Here is a 22,703-nt window from a genome sequence, read left to right on the forward strand (position 1 = left end):
ACTGCCAATCTACACCTAATATAGGTTTACCAGAAAAGATATTTTAGCAATTTTTTTAATTATTATCTATTAATGCGGCCCCACATCTTAGGTTTTCTATTACTAATGATTGCGATCGGGCCGACCTTATTTTTGAATTAGTTTCTTTAGATATTCAAAGCGGGGATCATTGACCCAATGGGATATTTCCTGATCTACGACCTCTCGGTGCTTTTTTCGAATATCCCGTAAGGAATTTCCAATAGAATTTCTTAAATATTTATTTTCATTCTCCCGGTATTCGCTTATCAGGGTGATCGCAACTTGTGGATTTTCTTTAAAATAAGGTCTTCCTGTCCATATTCTTAGCCCTTCGATAACTGCCCTTTTGGTATTGGGGTTGGGTTGTGATAACCACTCTTTAATGGTGGATAGGCTTTTTTCATAACCAATGCTAAAACAATAATGATCAAAGGCTTTGGCCAGCATTTCCTGAACCCTCCAATTCGGGTCTTGCGCCACTGTTGTTCTCAGGATTTTTAAGGCTTGTGGATGATCAGTTGAAAGTTCTCCTAACATATAAGTTCCCAACATTCTTACCTGATAACTTTCATCAGATAAAAATTCTTGTGCTAGCTCCAAATGAGGTTGGCTCTTATCGTTTAGGATACTGGTTCCAGCTTCTATAATATGTTTGAAACCGTGTTCAATTGTCTTAATATGTTCAAGGAGTTCTTTCATTGGTTTAAATCCCTAACCTACCAATAAAGGACTTGCAAGAGGCCTTAAGTTCATACTTCTAAAATTAATTAAAACCATTTATTTTGATGGCGGTTTCCTATAAAATATTTTTATCTGAAAGCTTTACAGATTGAAAAACGCTCTGTTAATAGCGTATTATTTATTGAAACTATTAGCTTCTGGCGAGGATTATAATTTCAAGTAGCCCGATTTTAAAGGCAGCTTAAAGGATTTTTTGCCAATGCTTGGTTTTGGAGGTGCTTGGTCTTAAAAAAATCTTTGGTTTTCAAATCAGCAAACTACTAAACAATACTTTTTTCCAAGCTGTCCTTTATTTGCGATTAAGCGATTGTTGGCAATTAGCCGGCTTATTATACTACTAAATTTTGAATTTCATTTTTTAATTCTAGCAAATGTCTTTTTACAATTACCCAGACAATAGCTTCGTCAATACTATCATATGCGTGGACTAATCGATTTCTAAACCCTATTATTTTCTTATCATGTTGAATAGAAAGGTCTAATTCAACTTGTCTGAGTTTGTTTAATCCTTCTCCAATTATTGCTAATTGTCTTTCTATTGCACTTTGTGTTTTTAAATCTTTTTGATAAGAATTAAAATCTGGAGTATTCGGCTATAAAGTTTTCAATTAGATCAATTGCAATTAGTATGTCAGAGAGATACTTCTTGCCTTTTTCCGTCATAAATTAAAACTTTTGTAGCATCAATATTTTTCTTCAAAATTGGATTTCTAAGTGAAGATTGGGTTAATAAATCCACTTTTCTTTGAAAGAATTCTTCTAATTTATCCCAGATAGCTAAAAGTTTTTCTCCTCTTTCTAATGGATCATCTTCTTCTAGTTCAATCAATAAATCAATATCGCTTGAGCTTTCATCAAAATCATCCGTGGTAGCAGAACCAAAAGCATATAGATTTTTCACATTGTACAGTCTACACAACGAAGTAAAATCAATCATTTTTGCCTCTATGCTATCTTTAATTTTCATCAGGCTAATATAATCAATTTATAATTTGAAATAAATTGTTCTTTCGAAGTTTGCGTTATGTTCCGGCTTGTTACACAACGATAGCTATCAAAATAGTGTTTTTTTTTGAACATTATTTTTATAGCCTGTTAGGGGACTTTTTTTGCCAATTATTGGTTTTCGAGGTGTTTGGCCGTAAGCACTACATCTGTATTACTCTCAAAACTCCGCTAGCCTAACGGATGCTAATAAAACGTTCTCCAAAAACACCAGTCAGCAGGATCTTCATGTTAGAACGAAGACTTAGTTATTAGGCTTTGTTTTTATATTCATTTACTATTTCACTATCCCAAACTTGAACTTCTATATATTATCTATCGTACTTTGAACTTTCTTGAATTTGTGATTTTTCCTCGGTCGGCAGTCCATAGTTATTAAACAGATTGTTTATTTCACTCAATAAAAAAACTTGCCCGTTACAATCCTTTCTATAAGTTTCAAGTTTTGGCTCATCGTATAACTGAAATGATAACTATCAGGATAAGTAAAACTTATATGTTCAGGCTTAAAAACAGTTATAGGAATTTTTATAATACCTGGATTTATGTACCAAGATTTCGCCCACTCACATTCTCCTAATGTAAAATAGAAAGGGTCATTTCTATTTAGTTTACCTCCCTTTTAGATAAATTTTCCCTTAATTTAATATAATTCTCTGGTCCTTTACTATTCCATCCTTTCGAGATTTGATTTTGGATTTCTTCAGCTTTTTCATAACCAAATTCAGTAATTTTTCGGAATGGTCCATTTTCAAGTCCATAATAATGAAATAAGAATTTCAGTATAGTCATATTTTTTTTAATAAAGCCTAACATATGTATAAACGTATCGGTACGTTTATTTCTCTTTTAGCGATGACTAATCTAAAGGATTCTAAGAAAAGCTAGGCATAATGGCTTAAGTCACTTGTTTCTTAGTCACAGTTTCCCTCGCTGGAACAAGAATCCCCTTCTGAGATTTTAAGCTCAGATTTATTTTCTTCCCAGACTTTTTCTAAGGTCTGAAGGAAAGCTTCAACTGGCTGGGCTCCGGAAATTGCATATTTATCATCAAATACAAAAAATGGAACTCCTCTTACACCAATATTACGGGCTTCCATCTCGTCCTGTTTCACTTCATAAGCAAAGTCATCTGATTTTAAAACCTGCTTAACCTCTTCAGCATCCAGGCCTATAGATACAGCAACCTCTGAGAGTATAGAAATATCATCAATATTCTTCCCTTCTTCAAAATGAATTTTAAAGAGAGCTTCTTTAACCTCATTCCCTAAGCCCCTGGTTTTAGCAAATTGGATAAGGCGGTGTGCATTGAAAGAATTCGCCAGGATTCCTTTCTGAATATTCATGGCAATACCTGTTTCCTCTGCCATTTTTGTAGCTCCACTGAACATTTGCATGGCCTGCTCTTCACTTACACCTTTAGTCTTCACAAAATAATCCAGCATAGAAGTGTGCGTATCTGTCTTTAAAGAAGGGTCAAGCTGAAAGCTTTTCCAAACGATTACTACTTCATGTTTATTTGAAAACTTTTCAAGAGCGTCTTCAAATTTCTTCTTTCCGATATAACAGAAAGGACATCTAACATCTGACCAAATACTTACTTTCATAAATCGTTTCAATTTTCCACTAGTTATTTTACCGGGGGGGAAATTTACAACAACTTTGCCACAATGCATATAAGTGGCTGAATTTGTGATAAAGCAGATTTCGATTAGTTAGCGTTTTATTCAGGAAACTTAAAATCTCTAAATCAGGCAGTTCTAATTAGGGGAAGCTTACAGGCGAGCTTGATTATCCGAAGTACAATCAGGCGTGGCGAGTGAGCACGGAATTACGATTCAAGACAGGTTTAAGCATTTTTTTTATATAATGTTGTGCTTAGTGTTTATACAATTTTTTCAATAAACATATTTTCTATTTTCCTTTGACTATTCCAATGAAAAGGGCTTTTTAAATCGTGTATTGAATATGTTAAACACTTTATATAGACTTTATCATCCTTGCAAAGAATGAATAATTCTCTTCCGTTATGATAAGCCAATGTTAAATTCTCTATCAAGATAACATGTGAATGATTGTCTGTATGTAAAATTTTCCAATCATTTCTATTACAAATACTTTCGATCAAATTCATGTTCTCTTTTCTATTTCCCTTCCCCTTAATTTTCCTAAATGTAGCGGTCTTTTTAATTTGAAGAAAAATAAATAGGGTAATCAAAAAACTTAATAATAGAGTCACAATTGAAAACGGAAAAAGAACAGGATTTTGAAAATACAATTGCACATAGAAAAAGGCTAATCCGAAAATAATAGGAGCAATAATTAAAATAAAGTACTGAAAATGTTCTAAAATTATAAGTAAGAAAGGCTCTTCAAATATGAGCTTCTCCTTTTCTAATGATTTCCTCGAATTAAAACTTAGATATTTCATCAAATTAAGCACAACATATGGATAACACAACAAGTTGTATTATCTCCATTTTAGTCAAAACACTAATCTACCTTACTTTTTATTTCTAAAAAAGCGTTTATAGCAACATGCATATAAATTTCAGTAACTTTTATAGATTGGTTCCTCGTAAAAACTCAACCTATATTACTCTCAAATCTCCCCTAGCCTAACGGCTACTATTAAAAGACTCAACAAAAAATAAAGACCACATAACTGCCAATCAACAGGATCTTGATGTTAGGTCGTACCGACCACACGAAGACTTAGTTATTGGGTGCAGTTTTTATTATTCAGTTATTCTTTTTTTCAAATCCATTCGTTCGTGCAAAATTCTCGTTATTTCGATTGGATTCACTTCTGATTTGCGATAAAATATTACGTGTTGATTTGCTTTTAGTCCGAAAAGGTCAGATTTAATTCCATCATAATTTTTTCCAAGCTCTGGATTGTCAGCAATATCTTGGCAAATACCCAGAAGCATATCGTAATATCTGTCAGCTTGATTTTCAGACCAATTTTCGAGTGTATATTCCCAAATTTCGTTTAAGTCGGCTACAGCTTTATTGGTCAATTCGTATTTAACCATTCTTTCTGCGTTTGGCTTTTAATTCCTCAAGATTTTTTTTCGGGTCAAAATCATGAGCAATTCCGCTATCAATTCCTTCTTGAATTGCATTTCGCAAAGCAATTACTTTACTCTCCTCATTTTCCAAAAGTCTAAGTCCGGCTCTGATTACTTCACTAACATTTTTGTATCGTCCAGCCGAAACTTGGGTTTGTACAAACTGGTCAAAGTAATTTCCGAGTGAAATTGATGTGTTTTTCATTTTGCTTTAAGTTTAATCAAATATACCAAATTTTGGTAAAATAATCAAATTTACAAATCTGCGCTCAAATTCTGACTAAAGTCAAATTTAGTTATTGATTATTAATAGTTATGTTTTTTTAATTTCTCAATTCTCATTACTCTTTTATATTGTCATTTTGTCGTTAGCTTAAGAAATTAACAGGCTTTTTCTTGTGTGGGGATCTCCAAATACTCCCATAGCACCACCTCATAACTGCACCAATGAAATTTAAAAATACTCTACCGAAATATGAACCCAAAGTCAATGCTTTTAGTTAATAAATATTTTAATAATCATAAATAACCAAATTCCGATTGCAGGAATTGACAGTCCAATTAATTTTAATTTTTTATTAAAGTCAGTCCAGGCTTTCCAATATTTTGTTGTTCGTCCGATTACAGCAAATCCAAGTCCGATAGCAGTTAACATAGATGGAAGAAAAAACACAAAGTTAAATCCGAAATTATGCGGTGCATAAACTTTTTTAATTCCGAGTAATGGTTCTCTAAATTCATTTACCAAAAGAGCAAAAATCAAAATACCTAAACTAGCATAAGCCATTCGGGTTGTCCATTTTAATTTCTTTTTATGTCTTTGTGTTAACTCCAATCTTTATGTCAGGCAAATTTTTTACAAGATACGGATAACAAAACAAGTTGTGTTATATCCATTTTAGTTAAAACACTAATCTAATGGATTTTTAATTCATTTAAAAGCATTTACAGCGACATACAAATAAATTCCAGTAGATTTCTTGGATTGGTTTACCCATAAAAACTCAACCTCGGTTACTCTCAACACTCCCCTAGCCTAACGGCTACTATTAAAATGCTCAGCAAAAAATAAATTACCATTTAAAGACAGTAAATAAGATCTTCATGTGAGGTCGTACCTGGCTGCCATTGCCTATAATATGAAGAAGTACCTCAAATATTCGGGTAAACGTGTAAAAACTGGGGCAGCCCAGCTTTCCCAGCCCATTTATTATCAAAACCTCGAAGGAGCGTTTAAAAGCGGCCTCCTAAACAGTCTGTTTTTTGAAGGTCTCAATATCCAACTTTAAATAATAAACCGCTTAAAACGGTTTATTTGGATGAGGATTTATAGGAATCATTAGCTTGTGCAACGGTTACCTTTGTTAGCGTACGTATTGATTTAATTCAGCCCAAGTTTCAATTCCGTAAATTTTAGATATAATTGGTCCATTATATTCCAAATATTTCCATTTCTCTAATCCGTTGTCGTAAACTGAAATCATATGACTGTTGTTTTTTATTTTAATCAGTTTATTGATAGAGTCTAATTTAACATTTTCAGCTCCGAAATGGACTTGCAACAAAAAACTGGACAAATAGTTGAATGACTACGCTGCTAGTTTAAGGTTATACATGTCTAATTCAAATTCTCTTATAGTTCTATTTCCTAAAAAGGAATGTCTTCTTCTATTATTATACCAAGTTTCTATCCATCCAAAGATGGATAACTCCGCTTCAGATCTCAACTTATAATTGTGCCTATAAACCCATTCTACCTTTAATGATTTAAAGAACGATTCAGCAATGGCATTATCCCAGCAATTACCTTTTCTGCTCATAGATTGGTTTACTAAGCCATTGTAACTTTTAATTAATGAGGTAAACTTATGGCTGGCATATTGTATACCTCGGTCGGAATGAAAAATTAAAGACTGGGTTAAAGTAGTTTTCTTTATAGCCATATGCCAAGCCTTAATAATAGTGTCTTCTGTACTTAGATTATCGCTTAGAGCCCATCCAACAACTTTGCGGTTAAACAAATCAATAATGACAGTAAGGTATAACCAGCCCTGTTTGGTTTTGATATAGGTTATATCGCTTACCCAAACTTGATCCTGTCGGCTTACTTCAAAGTTTTGGTTTAATAAATTAGGAGCTATGGGGTAATTATGTTGACTATATGTGGTTGCTTTAAACTTACGTTTTCGTTTTGCAAACAAATAATTAGCACTCATAATACGTGCAACTCTAGGCTTTGATATTTTATAGCCTAATGTCTCTAGTTCTGTTTTTATTCTAGGTGAACCATAGCTTTGAAAGCTATCTTTAAATATAGATTTAATAAGCCCAGTTACCTTTTGATTTTCTAACCATAATTTACTTGGTCCCGATTGTAACCAATGGTAATAGCCACTTTTGCTTACTTTCAATATTTTACACATCGTCTCGACAGGAAATCTCATAAGGTGTTGTTTTATAAACCTGTATTTTTCTTGTCGCTCGCGGAGAAGATGCTGATGGCCTTTTTTAAGATGTCTCGTTCTAACTCGGCTTCTTTTAATGCCTTTTTTAATCGGGCTATCTCTTTTTCTTCATCGGTCATTTTAGGATTACCACGGCCAGGGAAACTGTTGTTACCGTAATCTTTTAACTCTCTACGCCAACGGTAAAGTACAGATGGAAATATATCCAAGTCTTCACATACTTGTTTTACATTGCCTTTAGCATAACTTAACTCGACTGCTTTTTGTTTAAATTCTAAGGTGTAATGTTTAGATTTTCTTCTCATAATTGCTAAGGTAATAACTAGCAAAAATATTCTCTCAACTTAGTGTCCGGTCTAATGTAGTAATTCCAGGGAGGATTATAGGTTCTACCAGTTTTGGAAATTACTCTGAAAAAGATCAACGAATTGAAATTGGTTGGACGTGGCTGGGAAAAGATTTTCAGGGAAACGGATATAATTTCCAGGCAAAAGTATTGCTACTCAACTATTGCTTTAAAACATTAGCATTAGAGCGGGTAGAGGCTAAAACAGACGTTTTGAATAGAGCAGCCAGAAATTCATTATTAAAATCGGGTTTTGTGGAAGAAGGAATTTTGCGAAGTCATACACTCTTGACGAACAATCGCCGCAGAGATACGATTTATTATAGTATTTTGAAAGCAGAATACTTTCAGTAGAAAAGGGGGGCGAATCAAATCTTAAGTTATGCGATCACATTTTTTGATCGCATCACCCATATTTTAGCCATAGAAAAAATACTGAAAATGTTCATTGTTTCACCTATTGTTTTCTAAGAGACTATTTACCGAAGCACTAATTTCTCAATAAGCTCTTTTCCTAATTCTTCATTAAGCATTTTTACGATCTTTTCTTTGCCATAGCTTAATTCTTCTCGCAGGACCGAAGAGCTTAACTGCACATAAAGCGTAGTTCCCTGTAGTTTTATAGCGGTGGTATATTTTTGGATTGCCGGGCCCATTTGTTGGTTCCATGCATCGCGAACATGTACTTTATCAAGACCTTTCTCCAGGTTATTTTTAGATACAAATTCCTTTAAAACGTCTCCTAAACTCAAATTCTCATTATTCCTTTTCATTGGTGTCGATGCTTTTAGGGGTATAGTGTTTGTAATGATAAATTTTATCCTGATTTGATTTTATGACTAACTCTTCAGGAGAAGCTTTTAAAACGGTTTCTTTCCAATTATCGAAGGCGGTTTTGTAATAAATCCTAAGGCTATCCTCTTCTATTTTCAGCTCAATTTTTTCAGCAGAATTGGTGGTTTTAAAGCTTCCGTCTAATTGAGGTCTTAATTTGGTGCGTTGCCCGCTGTTCCCCTTTACTTCAAAATAATCTATATTATCATTTATAGAATAGGTTATGGTAGAATCCGGGCTAACTTCAACCTTATCAATTTCCCAGTATCCTTCTATAAACTGTATTTGTTCTTTGGGATCCTGCTTATTACAACTTAACAGGATTAAACTGAATAACAAAAAAAATACTCCGGTATTTTTCACAATTTAAATATTTTATAGGTTTGGTTACTTTCTTTGACTACTTTTTCGGTCCTTTCGGCATGGGTATCGCTTATAAAAATTTGTCCAAGCTCGTTAGTGGCTACTAAAGCAACAATATGTGCTACACGTTGTTCATCCAGTTTATCAAAAACATCATCAAGTAGTAAAATTGGGTTAACGCCGCTTATTTTTTTTATAAAATCGAATTGTGCCAGTTTTAAGGCCACTAAAAATGATTTTTGCTGTCCCTGCGAGCCGAATTTCTTGATGGGGTGGCCTTCAATCTCAAAACTTAAGTCATCCTTATGCGTGCCTACACTGGTATATTGTAAGACCATGTCTTTTTGAAGCTGATCCTCTAAGAGTTTAGAGAGTGTTTTATGGGAAAGCTGACTTTTATACTCGATGCTTACCGGTTCTTTATTGTTGGTAATTTCAGCATATCTTTTGTTGAAAATTGGCACAAATTCCTGTAAAAAATCTACTCGCTTTTTATACAATTTTGTTCCTAAATCGTTTAGTTGAAGGTTATATACTTCAAGTGTATCTCTATCGAAGGTATGATTGGCCGCAAAGTATTTTAAAAGAGAATTTCGCTGTGAAACAATTTTGGAATAGTTAATAAGATCGTTTAAGTATCCACTATCACTTTGGGAAATAACACCATCCATAAACTTTCTCCGGGTTTCGCTACCTTCTATAATTAGATCCCGATCTGCCGGAGAAATAATTACTGCCGGAATAAAGCCAATATGTTCACTAACCTTCTCATAAGGTTTTTGATTTCTTTTAATGACTTTTTTTTGTCCACGTTTAGCGCTAACTAAAATTTGCTCCTCTTTATCGTTCTTTTCAAAAGTACCATCAACCACGAAGAAATCGGCTTCATGATTAATGTTTTGGCTGGTAATAGGATTAAAATAACTTTTTCCGAAAGCAAGGTGATAAATACTGTCTAAAACATTTGTTTTTCCAACACCGTTATGCCCAACCATACAGTTAATCTTAGGATCAAAGTCGAAAGAAGACGACTCCAGATTCTTATAATTTAAAAGGGAAAGATGTTTTAGATGCATAATTTATTGAAAATCAACTAGGTTTTGGTTGTTTGGTGTTGCCAGAAATTCCTAAGCGAAAGAGCTTAAAATATTCAAAAAATACAAATAAATTCCCTTTTAATTTTCACAAAATATTATATTTTTGCCACGCATTAAAAATATCTTATGGCAACATATAAGAAAAGAGGATATAAACCACCAAAGGAGAAAATCCAGGACGTAGAAGAAAACAACGAAAACGAATATGTAGATGGGCAATCCACTACAGAAGAAGTTTTCAATACGCTGGATGAGGGAGCCAGTCGTACCGAAACATGGGTAGCCGACAATCAAAAATACATTTACATTGTATTGGGAATTGTAGTGATCGCTGTTTTGGGGTATCTTGGATACGAACAATGGATTCAGGAACCAAAAAAAGCCGAAGCTGCTAATGAAATGGCACAGGCACAAAATTATATGCAGGCAGCTATGAGTGCTGGAGCTACACAAAGTGACTCCCTTTATAACCTTGCATTAAATGGCGGTGAAGGGAAATATGGTTTCTTAGATATTATTGACAACTACGGGGGTACTCCCAGTGCAAATATCGCTTCTTATAATGCTGGTTTCGCTTATCTTTATACAGGTAAATATCAGGAAGCTATAGATTATCTTGAGGACTTTAAAAGCGATGACGAGATCTTAGCGCCCTTGGCAACTGGTGGTATTGGAGATGCTTTTATGCAATTAGAGCAACCAGAGGAAGCTTTAGATTATTATGTGAAAGCTGCAAATATGAGATCTAACAGCTTTACTACACCAAAATTTTTATTGAAAGCTGCGATTACAGCCTTAGAAGTAGGAAATGCTGAAGATGCTTTAAAGTATCTAAACAAATTGGAAAATGAATATCCAGAGTCTCCGGAAGCAGGTGAAGCACCTGTATTTATTGGTCAGGCTCAGGCAATGAATGAATAAAATATATGGCAACCGAAGGAAATAATCTATCGGAATACGATAAATCTTCAATCCCAAACGCGAAAGAATTTCGGTTTGGGATTGTTGTTTCAGAATGGAATGATAAAGTAACTGAAGGTTTGTTTCAGGGAGCTTTTGAGACCTTAAAGGAACATGGTGTACTAGAGAAAAAAATAGTACGTTGGAACGTGCCGGGAAGTTTTGAATTAACTTACGGCTGCAAGAAAATGCAGGAAACTTATGATATGCTGGATGGTATTATCGCAATAGGAAGTGTGATTCAGGGAGAAACAAAACATTTTGATTTTGTTTGTCAGGGTGTTTCTAATGGAATTACTCAGTTGAATGTAAATAGCGATACTCCGGTCATCTTTTGTGTACTTACCGATAATAATATGCAGCAGGCTTTAGATCGCTCTGGCGGTAAGCACGGAAATAAAGGAACGGAAGCTGCTATTGCAGCGATCAAAATGGCACAATTAAGAAAAGAAGCCAGATTTTAATAATCCTAGGTAGAGAACAATATCATGATCTAAATGCCGCTTTTTTAAAGCGGCATTATTATTGCTTTTTTATATTTTATAGAAGAGCTCTTCTATTTTAGAAAGCTTTTGAGTAAATTTGATGTACCACGTTTTAAAGCAATAATTTTGAGAGTCAATTTTTTAAAAACCAAGAAAAACGCCCGTTATAATTATACTCCTCGTTACTACAAAGGCAAGGATACGGGTAATATTTACGATTTTGATTCGAAATTTAATAAATATAGGGAAGCTACAAACGCAATAGATTTTGGAGCCCAATGGTCTAGAGATCGTAAGGCCAGCCGAAATCGTGGCAATCGGGAAATCAATCGCCGTGTTATTTATGTAGCTATTGTCCTTATTTTTATTTTTTTATGGATTATAGATTTTGATTTGTCTATCTTCTCGAATCCTCGTTAAATGAGTGATATTATACAACTTTTACCAGATCACGTTGCAAACCAGATTGCTGCGGGAGAGGTAGTACAGCGCCCAGCTTCTGTTATCAAAGAATTACTGGAGAACGCTATAGATGCTTATGCTCATAATATACAGGTCGTAGTAAAAGATGCCGGTAAAACCTTAATACAGATTGTAGACGACGGCGCCGGGATGAGTCTTACAGATGCCCGTATGTGTTTTGAGCGGCATGCGACTTCAAAAATTAAATCTGCTGAAGATCTTTTCAGTTTAAACACAAAAGGTTTTAGGGGAGAAGCATTGGCTTCTATTGCGGCAATTGCTCATGTTGAATTAAAAACCAAACCTCAGAATGAAGAAGTAGGTACCTGTATTAAAATAGAAGGTAGCAAAGTAACTTCACAGGAGCCGTGCGTGACACCAAAAGGAACTTCCCTTTGTGTGAAGAACCTTTTTTACAATATTCCCGCCCGAAGAAACTTTTTAAAATCTGATGCGGTAGAATTGCGCCATATTATCGATGAATTTCAACGTGTAGCTATGGCACATCCTTCAATTGCCTTTTCACTTTTTCATAATGGAGGAGAGCTTTTTCAGTTGCCATCAACAAATCACCGGCAACGAATTACAAATATTTTTGGAGCCAAAACAAACGAAAAGCTGGTTCCGGTAAATGAAGATACCGAGATAGTGAAAATTTCCGGTTTTGTTGGGAAGCCGGAGTTTGCAAAGAGAAGCAGGGGAGAGCAGTTCTTTTTTGTAAATAATAGGTTTATTAAAAGTCCGTATTTAAACCACGCTGTTTCCGCTGCTTTTGATGGTTTATTGAAAGAAAAGACCTATCCAAGTTATTTTCTTTATCTGGATGTAAATCCAAAGAGTATAGATATTAATATCCATCCCACTAAGACCGAAATTAAGTTTGATGACGAGCATGCGCTTTATGCGATGCTAAGAAGTGCCATTAAGCATAGTTTAGGACAGTTTAGCGTAGCTCCTGTTTTAGATTTTGATCGTGACGCGAACCTGGATACACCTTATGAGTATAAAAATAGACAGGCTCAAGTTCCTAAAATCGAAGTAGATCGTAGCTTTAATCCGTTCGAGAACGAATTAAATACATCGTCTATACGATCTGGAAAAAGTCATAATTTTAGAAAAGAAAATACACAGTCCTGGGAAAGTTTATATGCGGGCTTAAAAACAACTCCAGAAACCAATCAGCATCAGTTTAAACAGGTAGAGTTTGAAAGCGAAGAAGTAACCGGGAAGCTTTTTGATGATAATCATTCGGGATCTGAGGCAGGTACATTTCAACTTCAAAAAAAATATATCGTTTCTACGTTGAAAAGCGGCATTTTGGTAATCGACCAAAATCGGGCGCATACCAGAATTTTGTATGAAGAGTTATTAAAAAATATTACGATCGCTGCGGCGGTAAGCCAGCAACTTCTTTTTCCTTTACAATTGCAGTTTAACACGCATGAAATTGAAATGCTTAAAGAAATTAAGGAATCTTTAGAACAAACTGGTTTTATTTTTTCTAATATTGAAGACGAAACTGTAGAGATTACGGGGATACCAACCTTAATCAGCGAAAGTGAAGTTGGTATTTTGCTAGAGCAGCTGTTGTCTGATTTTGAAAATGAAGTTCCTGATAATGGATTTTCACAAACTGATTTGTTGGCAAAATCACTGGCAAAAGGGATGGCCGTGAAATCCGGAACTCTATTAAATAGTACAGAGCAGCAACATATTGTAAATCGATTGTTCGCCTGTAAGGAACCAGATGTAAGTCCGTTTAACAAATCGGTGTTTGTGACCTTAACAGTAGATGAATTAGATAAAAAATTTACCTAAATGGGAAGAATTTCGGAATCTGTAAAAGTTATTTTAATAGCAAATATTTTATTTTTTATTGGTAGCCAGGTTATTGGTGTAAAAGCATATGAACTTTTCGCTTTATGGTTTCCCGAGAATCAAAATTTTCATTTTTGGCAGATACTTACACACATGTTTATGCATGGCGGGATTTCGCATATATTCTTCAATATGTTTGCGCTTTATATCTTCGGGAGTTTTTTAGAGCAAAGTATTGGTCAGAATCGCTTTTTATTCCTGTATTTTTCGGCCGGATTGGGGGCAGCAGGGCTTCAGATACTATTTTCTTATCTCGATTTTAATTCGGCTTACAATGCTTTGCTTGAGAACGGTGCTACGGTAGCTCAAATCAATGATTTACTTAACCAGTTTGATGGTCAGTCTTATGGAATGATGTACAATGGTGGGAATGCTTTAGTCAATGATCTTGCCAGTTCTTTTATGGTACCCATGGTTGGAGCTTCAGGAGCAATATTTGGTGTTATGGCAGCATTTGCTGTGATTTATCCAAACTTGCCATTATATATAATGTTTATTCCTATACCCATCAAAGCAAAGTACCTAATAGGGGGTTATTTTCTTTTGAATGTCTATTCAGCCGTGACCGGAAATACTCTTTTAGGACCTTCAAATACGGCCTACTGGGCGCATATTGGGGGTGCAGTTATTGGATTTATCACTATGTGGTACTGGAAGAAAAATCAGTTTAACCAAAATAGGTGGAACTAGATGAGGGCATCAGATAAGATACGCTATAAAATAAACACAGCCACGGTTACAGAGAAGCTTATCGCCATAAACGTGCTTGTTTTTTTATTTTTTGGGGTTCTGAATACGGTATTTTCCCTTTTTAAAATATCCGGATTTACCGCTTTTTACGACTGGTTTGTATTACCCTCGGATCCTGCGGAATTTATTCTGAAACCCTGGACGATCATTTCGTATTCTTTTTTACACGGAGGGATTTGGCATTTGGCTTCAAACATGTTGATATTATATTTTTCGGGAATATATTTTCTAAATTTCTTTTCTCCTAAACGGCTTTTGAATTATTATTTTTTGGGAGTGATCATAGGAGGTTTGGTGTTTATGCTGAGTTATAATTTATTCCCTGCCTTTTCGGGTGGTAAATCCTATCTTGTAGGCGCTTCAGCCGGAGTAATGGCGGTTTTAATTGGAGTTGCTACTCAGGCTCCGAATATGTATGTTCGATTGCTAATTATTGGAAATGTAAAGTTTTGGTGGATTGCAGCTACTTTGGTTGCCATAGATATTATCCAGATCCCTATGGGCAATGCCGGTGGTCATTTAGCGCATCTTGGTGGGGCTGGATTAGGCTACCTATATACGACACAACTTCATAAAGGAAATGATATTGGAGCCTGGTGGGAAAATTTGATGGATGGTATTGCAAATCTGTTTAAAAAACGAGAGAAGAAGGCCAAAATGAAGACGGTGCATAATACGTCTAAAAGAGCGTCTAAAGCATCCTATGCTTCTGCTTCAAGGACTTCTTCAACCATGTCTAAATCTGAAAAGCAACAAAGAATAGATTCAATTTTGGACAAAATTAGCAAGAGCGGATATGAAAGTTTAACGAAAGCAGAAAAAGATTTTCTTTTTCAGGCGGGTAAAGATGACTAGATGAAAAAACTATCCTGGTTTGATAAACTTATCTTCTTTCTTAATTCCATATTGGCAATAGGCCTCATTATAGCTTATTTTTTGCCTTATATACCACCCAAAAGTTATCCTTTAATTTCAGTTTTAACTTTAGGAGTCCCCATTTTAATTATCGCTAACCTTGTTTTCTTTTTATATTGGTTAGTGCGAATGAAGCGACAAATGATATTGTCTCTGTTAATTATGATCGTGGGGTTTGGCTTTGCTTCTAAGTTCTATAGATGGCCATTTAGCGATGATAATACTAGGGGAGAATATTCTATAATGAATTATAATGTTAGGATGTTCAATAAATCAAATTGGACGGATGAAAAGAATATTCCTGAAAAAATTAATGATATAATCAAGGAAGCAGACCCAGATATTTTAACTATAGAAGAATATTACAAAAATGAATACCTGGAAAAAAAATATCCCTATAAATTTATCAAATATCGCTCTGATAAATCATCTTTTGGGCAGGCCATATTTTCTAAGTTTCCGTTGCTTGCCAAGCGGTCTTTAGATTTTCATGTTGATAATTTCACTGGTGATAATAATAATGCCATATTCACTGATATTATTATAAAAAAGGATACCATACGACTTTATAATATACATTTTCAGAGTTTACAAGTAACCGAGGATGTTCAGGAGGTCGATAATTTTAAAAATAAACAGGAATCCAAAAAAGTAATAAAAAATATATCGAGCGGATTTGTTAGGCAGCAAAACCAGTCAGAAAGAGTGAAACGTTCTATTGATTCTTCAGAATACCCGGTTATAATTAGCGGCGATTTTAATAACACAGCTTTTTCCTATACTTATAACCAGGTTAGAAATGATCGGTTTCAGGATGCTTTTGTAAAAAAAGGAGCAGGATTTAGCAGTACTTATAATTTGAATTATTTTCCGCTAAGGATTGATTTTCATTTACTGGATACTGTTTTTGAAATTAATTCCTATGAACGAATTAAAGTACCTTACTCTGATCATTACCCAATTTTAACCACTTTTTCAATTAAAAATTAAAATTAGGTAGGTTCTGTCTTTCAAGGAATTCTAAACTTTGTGGTCCTAAATTAAAAATCAAATCCAGAATGCTAAGATTGTTTATAAACTGGTGTTTAGTTTCAAACACCTGTGGATAACGATCAGACAAAAAATTAAAATCTTTTTTGGCTGAAATCAGATGTCGGCCATTATCCATTCCTTTAGGAATTCGAAAATATTCTTCAGATTTTTTTATTTCAGGTTCAATTCCCAGTGCATCAAAAACAAACGCCTGGCACCGGTAATTAAAATCCATTAAATGGGAAAATTGATCTTCATACAAGTAAATGAGTTCATCTTCGTAAAATTCAAAGAATGGAGAGGTTTGGTAAGATGCTTTTAAAGCACGCCAATGTTGCTTCTGCCATTCGAATGAATTATCGATCAGCACCTCTTTATACAGTTGACGCCCATCAGATTCTGCCCCGGTAAGCGATGATTTATGCTTAATGGGAATGTTTAGTAATAATTTTCCATTAGCATCATAGATATACATCCGGTTACGATGGGTCTGTTTTTGATAACTATCAAAGTTTTCAAAAACTATTTTTTCATATTGCGCAATCACGGCGTACTGCGAAACAGGACCAAAATAGGCCGGATGTAATAAAACAGTATCCATTTTAAGAATCTGATTTTTTACGTTTTCTGAAATAATTAAAACCGAAGAAAATCACGAGTAAAATTAGGAAATATGGGAGATAGGATACAGGTTTACCTTCCCCTTTAACCGTTGTAAACATTCTATCCCATCGAATACCATCTAAGAAACCAGAGGCATATTTATCTTTACTAAACCATATAAAAACCGGTTTACCTACCACATGGTTGTAGGGTACGTATCCCCAACTACGGCTATCTTCACTGTTATGACGATTATCACCCATCATCCAGTAATAATCCTGTTTAAAAGTATAAGAATCGAAAGGTTGGCCATTTAAAAGTACCTGGGTACCGTTTAGGCTGATTTTATTATCGATTCCCATTTCGCTGCCTTCATAAACTTCAATGATTCGGCGGTAATAAGGTAAAGATTCTGGAGTAATTTTTACGGTTTTCCCCGCTTCAGGAATATAGATCGGGCCAAAGTAATCCAGATTATATCGCTTTTTCTTATCGTTAGGGAATAAGCTGGCTGTTTTTTGATCTTCAGGATAAACCCGTCTTTCCAGAGTTTTGATATACGGATTATTTTTCAATCTTTCTTCAGCCTCTTCAGGAAGTGCAGAGATTATAAACTCGTTGGTTGCTTTGTTGTAGTAGAAACCATCAGTAATATCATACATTTGATACATGTACTGCGGAGTAAGTTCCTGCCCATTAGTAGTTCCCTGATAAGAATATTGTGGCTTCGCCCTTTCAGATAACTGAAGGGGTTGCCCGTTAATATGAATTTTACCAGCTATAATTTCTAAAGAATCGCCAGGTGTGGCTACGCAACGTTTTACGTAATTCGATTTTTTATCGATTGGCTTATGATAATATTTCCCGTCACCATACTGGTGAAAAGCGTTTACGGTATCTACAGGCCAGTTAAAAACCACGATATCATTTTTCTTCACTTTTTCGAAACCCGGTAATCGGAAATATGGGATTTGAGGTTCTGAGAGATAAGATTTAATACCTATGCCGGGTATGGTATCATGTACCATAGGAAAAGCTATGGGAGTTTGCGGAATTCTTGCCCCATAGTGAAACTTACTTACAAAAAGATAATCACCAACTAGAAGGGTTTTTTCTAGCGAAGAGGTAGGAATGGTGAAAGGCTGCATAAAATAACCGTGGACTATAGTGGCTGCCACCACAGCAAATAAAATGGAACTTACCCATTCTCCAACGGTTGTTTTTGGTTTTATACTCCTATCTTTTATGTGTTTTACATCCTGGGTATAATTAACATAATAAATATAAAAGCCTAGTGTGAGTATTCCTAACCAGGTATCCAAGCTGCTGTTTTTTCCAAAACTTCTTAAAGTTTCTACCCAAATTACCGGGAACATAATAAGATTTACAATAGGAATAAATAGCAAAATTACCCACCACCACGGGCGATTAATGATTTTCATCAAAATTACCGCATTGTAAACTGGAACTAATGCTTCCCATGCTTTTCTATCTGCTTTTTGATATAATTTCCAGGTTCCTGCAAAATGAATCACCTGCACAACCAGAAAGAAAATAAACCACTCTGTAAATGTCATATCTTATTATTTCCCTGTTAGTATACCTAAAAGGATATTCGTTACTATTATTTTTCTTTTAAAAGACTTCTTACAAGCTGCTTTATGCTATAAAATTAATTTGAATACGGTATTTTTATTCAAGTAGGCTGGAAAGTACATCTTTCATGGTATATACGCCGGTCTTTCCTTTAATCCATTCTGCAGCGACTACGGCTCCCTTAGCAAATCCTTCTCTAGAATGCGCGGTATGCATAATTTCTATATCGTCGATTCTTGAGGTATAACTTACGGTATGGGTACCCGGCACATCTTCTATTCGTTTTGCGAAAACCGGAATTTCATTATCATTAGCTTTTTCCAGATGCCATCCCTTTTTTCTTTCGTTCACTTCAATAATTTGTTCGGCAAGGCTTATGGCCGTACCACTGGGAGCATCTAATTTTTTGGTATGATGTATTTCTTCAATTTCTACGCCATATTCCTCTAGATTCTTCATCATTCCTGCTAATTTCTTATTAAGCTCAAAGAATATATTCACGCCTAACGAAAAATTACTGGCATAAATAAATGCAGCTTTGTGTTCATCACATATTTTTACCGCTTCTTCGTATCGGTCTAACCAGCCAGTAGTGCCGGAAATCACAGGAATACCTGCTTTAAAACAAGTAGTGATATTTTTGAAAGCAGCGTCCGGAATACTAAAATCGATGGCCGCATCAATTTCTAGTTCTTCTAAACTATAACTTTCTATATTTTTATCGATTTTCAGTACAACTTCGTGTCCACGGTCTAAAGCGATATTTTCAATTGCTTTTCCCATTCTTCCGTATCCTAAAAGTGCTATTTTCATGTCTAAAATTTAAAATTCAGGGAAAATCCATAGTTAGACTTTCCTGTGAATTTATCGAGATTATAATTCGGTTTTAAACTTAAGTCTTCGCTTACGTTAAATTGTTGCAGGTGGGCATCAACATTGGCATCAATAATATTTAATGCGTAAAAGCCTATAGCCACTAATATCGAAATTTCCTTATTACGTTGATAAAGTTCCTGGGCGCTACGCAATCCCTGGTCTGATATTCTTCCCGCAAACTCATCTTCTTTTCCGGCTAGGCGCTGTTTATAAGCCGTACGATAGCGATCGTATTGTTTATCGTTATCGATATAAAAATAAACAGGAATCCCTATTCCCGCGTATACTAGTGGCACTTTCCAGATCCTGCCATTATAAATCTGCCCCAAACCTGGTAGAATAGCAGAATAAAATGCAGCTTTAGCGGGTGCTAAGGCATTATATGGTTTATAATCCTGTTCCTTTTTTAAGGCTGCTGGCGCTTCTGGACTTGCGATTACCGTTGGTTTTTCTACAGACAGTGAATCATTTTCCTGAGCGGTAAGCTGTAATGTAAGTAGAAGCAGGAACAATAGCGGAAGTAGCTGCTTACTCTTCACCCTGAATTAATTTTTTAATTCGATTAAATTCTTCTTCAGATGAAAAAGGAATAGTTAGTTTCCCTTTCCCGTTTTTCTGAACTTTTACATCAACCTTGGTCCCCAGGTAATCTGTAAATTCTTTAATACTTTTCTTGTAGGTAACCGGTATGGCAGGCTTTGATACCGTTTTTGGTTCAGGTCCGTTTTTAGCTTCTTTTACCAGTTTTTCGGTATCTCTTACAGATAATGAATTCTTTAAGATTTTTTCGTAGATCTCCAGTTGTATCTGCGGATCATCCACGTTAATCAGCGCTCTACCATGGCCCATTCCCAAAAAGCCATCCCGCATTCCCGTTTGGATGATAGGGTCTAGTTTTAAAAGGCGTAAATAGTTGGCGATGGTCGATCGGTTTTTACCTACACGCTCACTAAGCTGTTCCTGGGTAAGGCTAATCTCATCGATTAGTCTTTGGTAGGAGAGTGCAATTTCTATTGGATCAAGATCCTGACGCTGAATATTTTCAACCAAAGCCATTTCAAGGCTTTCCTGGTCGTTAGCAATTCGAATATAAGCCGGGATGGTTTCTAAACCGATTAATTTTGAAGCTCTATAACGACGCTCTCCGGAAACCAACTGGTATTTATCGAAATCCAGTTTTCTAACGGTAATGGGCTGGATTACCCCAAGTTCTTTTATAGAACTACCTAATTCTCGTAAGGCATCTTCATTAAAACTGGTTCTTGGCTGAAATGGATTTACTTCGATTGAAGATAATTCCAACTCAACAATATGCCCCACCAACTTATCTGCATTTTTATCTTCGGCTGAATTTATATCGTTTTGAGGATCTTTCAATAGCGCAGAAAGACCTCTACCAAGTGCCTGTTTTTTTGTAGCCTTCGCCATCCTCTAACTGTTTTTCTTAATAATTTCGTGCGCCAAACTTAAGTAATTTGTAGCCCCTTTACTAGACGCATCGTAATTAATTATACTTTCACCATAACTTGGAGCCTCACTTAAACGCACATTTCGCTGAATGATTGTTTCAAAAACCATTTCATCAAAATGTTTTTGAACTTCTTCCACCACCTGATTGGAAAGTCGAAGACGGCTATCGTACATCGTTAATAATAAGCCTTCAATATCCAGTTTATTATTGTGTATTTTTTGGACGCTTTTTATGGTATTCAGTAATTTACCTAAACCTTCTAAAGCAAAATATTCACATTGAATAGGGATAATTACAGAATCTGAAGCGGTTAAGGCATTTAATGTTAATAATCCCAGAGAAGGAGCACAGTCTATTAAAATATAATCGTATAGTTCTTTAAGCGGAGTAATTACTTTTTTAAGCATCGACTCCCTGTTTTCCTGATCTACGAGTTCAATTTCAATAGCTACCAAATCGATATGGGCAGGTATCAAATCCAGATTTGGAGAACTGGTTTGCATAATCGCTTTTTCTGGAGTAATAGAATGCTCCAGTAGCTGATAGGTTCCCAATTCTATTTCTTCAACATCAATTCCTAATCCTGAAGTGGCGTTGGCCTGGGGATCGGCATCAATAAGAAGGACCTTTTTTTCTAAAACACCAAGGGAAGCAGCAAGATTTACTGAAGTTGTAGTTTTACCTACTCCACCTTTCTGATTGGCAATAGCGATGATTTTACCCATTAATTTGTATCAATTTTTGAAGGTAAAAATACAATTTATTATAGGTTTATAAAATCATTTTGTTAACAGCTTTTTCAAAAACTTTAACAATCGCAAAAAAATTAACCTCTTTTCTTCGCTTTAATCATTGCTTCCAGCTGATCCCACAATTCCTCGGGGATTGCTTCCAGCAAATTAAACTGCCCGGCGCCCTTCAACCATTCTCCGCCATCGATAGTGATTACCTCACCATTTACATAAGCAGAAAAGTCGGATACCAGATAAGCAGCAAGGTTGGCCAGTTCCTGATGATCACCTACACGTTTTAGCGGTACTTTTTTGGCCAGATCGAATTTATCTTTTAGATCTCCGGGCAATAATCGATCCCAGGCTCCTTTGGTTGGGAATGGCCCGGGCGCAATCGCATTACACCTAATCCCGTATTTAGCCCATTCTACCGCCAGAGAGCGCGTCATGGCTAATACTCCCGCTTTTGCCGTTGCACTTGGTACTACATAAGCAGAACCGGTCCAGGCATAAGTGGTGACAATATTTAGAATAGAGGTATTTTTAGTTTTTTTATCGATCCAGTGTTTTCCAAAAGCTAGTGTACAGTTTTTACTTCCTTTAAGCACAATATCAATAATAGTATCAAAGGCATTTGCCGAAAGACGCTCTGTAGGTGATATAAAATTTCCTGCGGCATTATTTAATAACACGTCTACTTCTCCAAATTCATCCAGCACCAATTGAAGCATTTGTTCTACTTCCTCATAGTTTCGCACATCACATTGCACGGGTAAACATTTTCCGCCGGTTTCCTGCTCTAATTCTGATGCTGTATTCTGAAGTTTCTCCAGATTTCTGGAAGAAATAGCTACGTTTGCTCCTAATTCCAGGAAATATTTGGTCATGGATTTACCAAGACCGCTTCCTCCGCCGGTTACAACAATTGTCTTACCCGATAAAGCCTCGTCACGCAGCATTTTTTTTGTAAAGTCCATTATTCTGAATTTGTAAGTTCA

At 35.4% G+C, this 22,703-nt stretch carries 27 protein-coding genes; 8 read left to right on the forward strand and 19 right to left on the reverse strand.

Annotated elements, in window-relative coordinates:
- Positions 1 to 126 precede the first annotated feature (126 nt).
- The 9 genes from ZPR_RS06865 to ZPR_RS06910 form a co-directional block, all read right to left on the reverse strand.
- Positions 127 to 720, reverse strand: coding sequence for a HEAT repeat domain-containing protein (locus ZPR_RS06865; protein ID WP_013070928.1), 594 nt, complete (start codon positions 718 to 720; stop codon positions 127 to 129).
- Between the two features lie 371 nt (positions 721 to 1,091).
- Entirely contained in the window at positions 1,092 to 1,301 is a 210-nt protein-coding gene (locus ZPR_RS23675) for a HepT-like ribonuclease domain-containing protein (protein WP_316928318.1), read from the reverse strand.
- A gap of 92 nt (positions 1,302 to 1,393) precedes the next feature.
- The gene (locus ZPR_RS06870; protein WP_049771428.1) at positions 1,394 to 1,729 is read right to left on the reverse strand and encodes a nucleotidyltransferase family protein; all 336 of its coding nucleotides are present in this window, start codon (positions 1,727 to 1,729) and stop codon (positions 1,394 to 1,396) included.
- Between the two features lie 644 nt (positions 1,730 to 2,373).
- A complete protein-coding gene (locus tag ZPR_RS06875; protein ID WP_148211674.1) occupies positions 2,374 to 2,559 on the reverse strand; it encodes a hypothetical protein in 186 nt (61 codons plus the stop codon).
- A gap of 122 nt (positions 2,560 to 2,681) precedes the next feature.
- Positions 2,682 to 3,443, reverse strand: coding sequence for a DsbA family oxidoreductase (locus tag ZPR_RS06880; protein ID WP_013070931.1), 762 nt, complete (start codon positions 3,441 to 3,443; stop codon positions 2,682 to 2,684).
- 1,062 nt (positions 3,444 to 4,505) lie between these two features.
- Positions 4,506 to 4,805: a type II toxin-antitoxin system RelE/ParE family toxin gene (locus ZPR_RS06890; protein ID WP_013070933.1), complete on the reverse strand. Its 300-nt coding sequence runs from the start codon at positions 4,803 to 4,805 to the stop codon at positions 4,506 to 4,508.
- Positions 4,798 to 5,046, reverse strand: a complete 249-nt coding sequence (locus tag ZPR_RS06895; RefSeq protein WP_041578750.1) for a type II toxin-antitoxin system ParD family antitoxin — start codon at positions 5,044 to 5,046, stop codon at positions 4,798 to 4,800. Before ZPR_RS06895 ends, ZPR_RS06890 begins: the two co-directional genes overlap by 8 nt.
- 291 nt (positions 5,047 to 5,337) lie before the next feature.
- Positions 5,338 to 5,628 (reverse strand): hypothetical protein, encoded by a 291-nt coding sequence (locus tag ZPR_RS06900; RefSeq protein WP_013070935.1) that lies wholly within the window; start codon positions 5,626 to 5,628, stop codon positions 5,338 to 5,340.
- 802 nt (positions 5,629 to 6,430) lie between these two features.
- A protein-coding gene (locus ZPR_RS06910) for an IS3 family transposase (protein ID WP_086026153.1) occupies positions 6,431 to 7,635 on the reverse strand; the annotation gives its coding sequence in 2 pieces (ribosomal slippage) (positions 6,431 to 7,356 and positions 7,356 to 7,635; 1,206 coding nt in all).
- 53 nt (positions 7,636 to 7,688) lie between these two features.
- Here ZPR_RS06910 and ZPR_RS22910 point away from each other — a divergent pair.
- Positions 7,689 to 8,006, forward strand: coding sequence for a GNAT family N-acetyltransferase (locus ZPR_RS22910; RefSeq protein ID WP_262507686.1), 318 nt, complete (start codon positions 7,689 to 7,691; stop codon positions 8,004 to 8,006).
- Between the two features lie 125 nt (positions 8,007 to 8,131).
- Here the strand turns inward: ZPR_RS22910 and ZPR_RS06920 are convergent, their stop codons facing one another.
- From ZPR_RS06920 to recF, 3 genes are read right to left on the reverse strand one after another with little or no spacing between them, the layout of a single operon-like run.
- Positions 8,132 to 8,425 carry a DciA family protein gene (locus ZPR_RS06920; RefSeq protein ID WP_041578752.1) on the reverse strand — a complete coding sequence of 98 codons (294 nt, stop codon included), beginning with the start codon at positions 8,423 to 8,425 and terminating at the stop codon, positions 8,132 to 8,134.
- Positions 8,412 to 8,849, reverse strand: a complete 438-nt coding sequence (locus tag ZPR_RS06925) for a lipocalin family protein (RefSeq protein ID WP_013070941.1) — start codon at positions 8,847 to 8,849, stop codon at positions 8,412 to 8,414. The genes ZPR_RS06920 and ZPR_RS06925 overlap by 14 nt, the downstream gene beginning before the upstream one ends.
- The gene (gene recF / locus ZPR_RS06930) at positions 8,846 to 9,925 is read right to left on the reverse strand and encodes a DNA replication/repair protein RecF (protein ID WP_013070942.1); all 1,080 of its coding nucleotides are present in this window, start codon (positions 9,923 to 9,925) and stop codon (positions 8,846 to 8,848) included. Before recF ends, ZPR_RS06925 begins: the two co-directional genes overlap by 4 nt.
- Positions 9,926 to 10,072: 147 nt before the next feature.
- Between recF and ZPR_RS06935 the strand changes: the two genes are divergently transcribed.
- The 7 genes from ZPR_RS06935 (at position 10,073) to ZPR_RS06965 (ending at position 16,386) form a co-directional block, all read left to right on the forward strand.
- Entirely contained in the window at positions 10,073 to 10,867 is a 795-nt protein-coding gene (locus ZPR_RS06935; protein ID WP_013070943.1) for a tetratricopeptide repeat protein, read from the forward strand.
- 5 nt (positions 10,868 to 10,872) lie between these two features.
- Positions 10,873 to 11,370 (forward strand): 6,7-dimethyl-8-ribityllumazine synthase, encoded by a 498-nt coding sequence (gene ribH / locus ZPR_RS06940; protein ID WP_013070944.1) that lies wholly within the window; start codon positions 10,873 to 10,875, stop codon positions 11,368 to 11,370.
- Between the two features lie 147 nt (positions 11,371 to 11,517).
- A complete protein-coding gene (locus ZPR_RS06945) occupies positions 11,518 to 11,811 on the forward strand; it encodes a hypothetical protein (RefSeq protein WP_201765805.1) in 294 nt (97 codons plus the stop codon).
- The gene (gene mutL, locus ZPR_RS06950; protein WP_013070946.1) at positions 11,812 to 13,671 is read left to right on the forward strand and encodes a DNA mismatch repair endonuclease MutL; all 1,860 of its coding nucleotides are present in this window, start codon (positions 11,812 to 11,814) and stop codon (positions 13,669 to 13,671) included.
- The gene (locus ZPR_RS06955) at positions 13,672 to 14,421 is read left to right on the forward strand and encodes a rhomboid family intramembrane serine protease (RefSeq protein ID WP_013070947.1); all 750 of its coding nucleotides are present in this window, start codon (positions 13,672 to 13,674) and stop codon (positions 14,419 to 14,421) included.
- Complete coding sequence (locus tag ZPR_RS06960) at positions 14,422 to 15,336, forward strand: rhomboid family intramembrane serine protease (protein ID WP_013070948.1); 915 nt, start codon at positions 14,422 to 14,424, stop codon at positions 15,334 to 15,336.
- Positions 15,337 to 16,386 (forward strand): endonuclease/exonuclease/phosphatase family protein, encoded by a 1,050-nt coding sequence (locus ZPR_RS06965; protein WP_013070949.1) that lies wholly within the window; start codon positions 15,337 to 15,339, stop codon positions 16,384 to 16,386.
- Here ZPR_RS06965 and ZPR_RS06970 read toward each other — a convergent pair.
- The 7 genes from ZPR_RS06970 to ZPR_RS07000 form a co-directional block, all read right to left on the reverse strand.
- A complete protein-coding gene (locus ZPR_RS06970) occupies positions 16,376 to 17,029 on the reverse strand; it encodes a WbqC family protein (protein ID WP_013070950.1) in 654 nt (217 codons plus the stop codon). The genes ZPR_RS06965 and ZPR_RS06970 overlap by 11 nt on opposite strands.
- A gap of 1 nt (position 17,030) precedes the next feature.
- Positions 17,031 to 18,608 (reverse strand): signal peptidase I, encoded by a 1,578-nt coding sequence (lepB, locus tag ZPR_RS06975; RefSeq protein WP_013070951.1) that lies wholly within the window; start codon positions 18,606 to 18,608, stop codon positions 17,031 to 17,033.
- Positions 18,609 to 18,723: 115 nt separating this feature from the next.
- The gene (dapB, locus tag ZPR_RS06980; RefSeq protein ID WP_013070952.1) at positions 18,724 to 19,440 is read right to left on the reverse strand and encodes a 4-hydroxy-tetrahydrodipicolinate reductase; all 717 of its coding nucleotides are present in this window, start codon (positions 19,438 to 19,440) and stop codon (positions 18,724 to 18,726) included.
- 2 nt (positions 19,441 to 19,442) lie between these two features.
- Positions 19,443 to 20,042 carry a DUF5683 domain-containing protein gene (locus ZPR_RS06985; protein ID WP_013070953.1) on the reverse strand — a complete coding sequence of 200 codons (600 nt, stop codon included), beginning with the start codon at positions 20,040 to 20,042 and terminating at the stop codon, positions 19,443 to 19,445.
- The gene (locus tag ZPR_RS06990) at positions 20,032 to 20,931 is read right to left on the reverse strand and encodes a ParB/RepB/Spo0J family partition protein (RefSeq protein ID WP_013070954.1); all 900 of its coding nucleotides are present in this window, start codon (positions 20,929 to 20,931) and stop codon (positions 20,032 to 20,034) included. Before ZPR_RS06990 ends, ZPR_RS06985 begins: the two co-directional genes overlap by 11 nt.
- A gap of 3 nt (positions 20,932 to 20,934) precedes the next feature.
- Positions 20,935 to 21,699, reverse strand: coding sequence for a ParA family protein (locus ZPR_RS06995; RefSeq protein ID WP_013070955.1), 765 nt, complete (start codon positions 21,697 to 21,699; stop codon positions 20,935 to 20,937).
- Positions 21,700 to 21,800: 101 nt separating this feature from the next.
- Entirely contained in the window at positions 21,801 to 22,682 is an 882-nt protein-coding gene (locus ZPR_RS07000) for an SDR family oxidoreductase (protein WP_013070956.1), read from the reverse strand.
- Between the last annotated feature and the right edge of the window lie 21 nt (positions 22,683 to 22,703).

It is taken from the genome of Zunongwangia profunda SM-A87, assembly GCF_000023465.1.
Taxonomy (GTDB): Bacteria; Bacteroidota; Bacteroidia; order Flavobacteriales; family Flavobacteriaceae; genus Zunongwangia; species Zunongwangia profunda.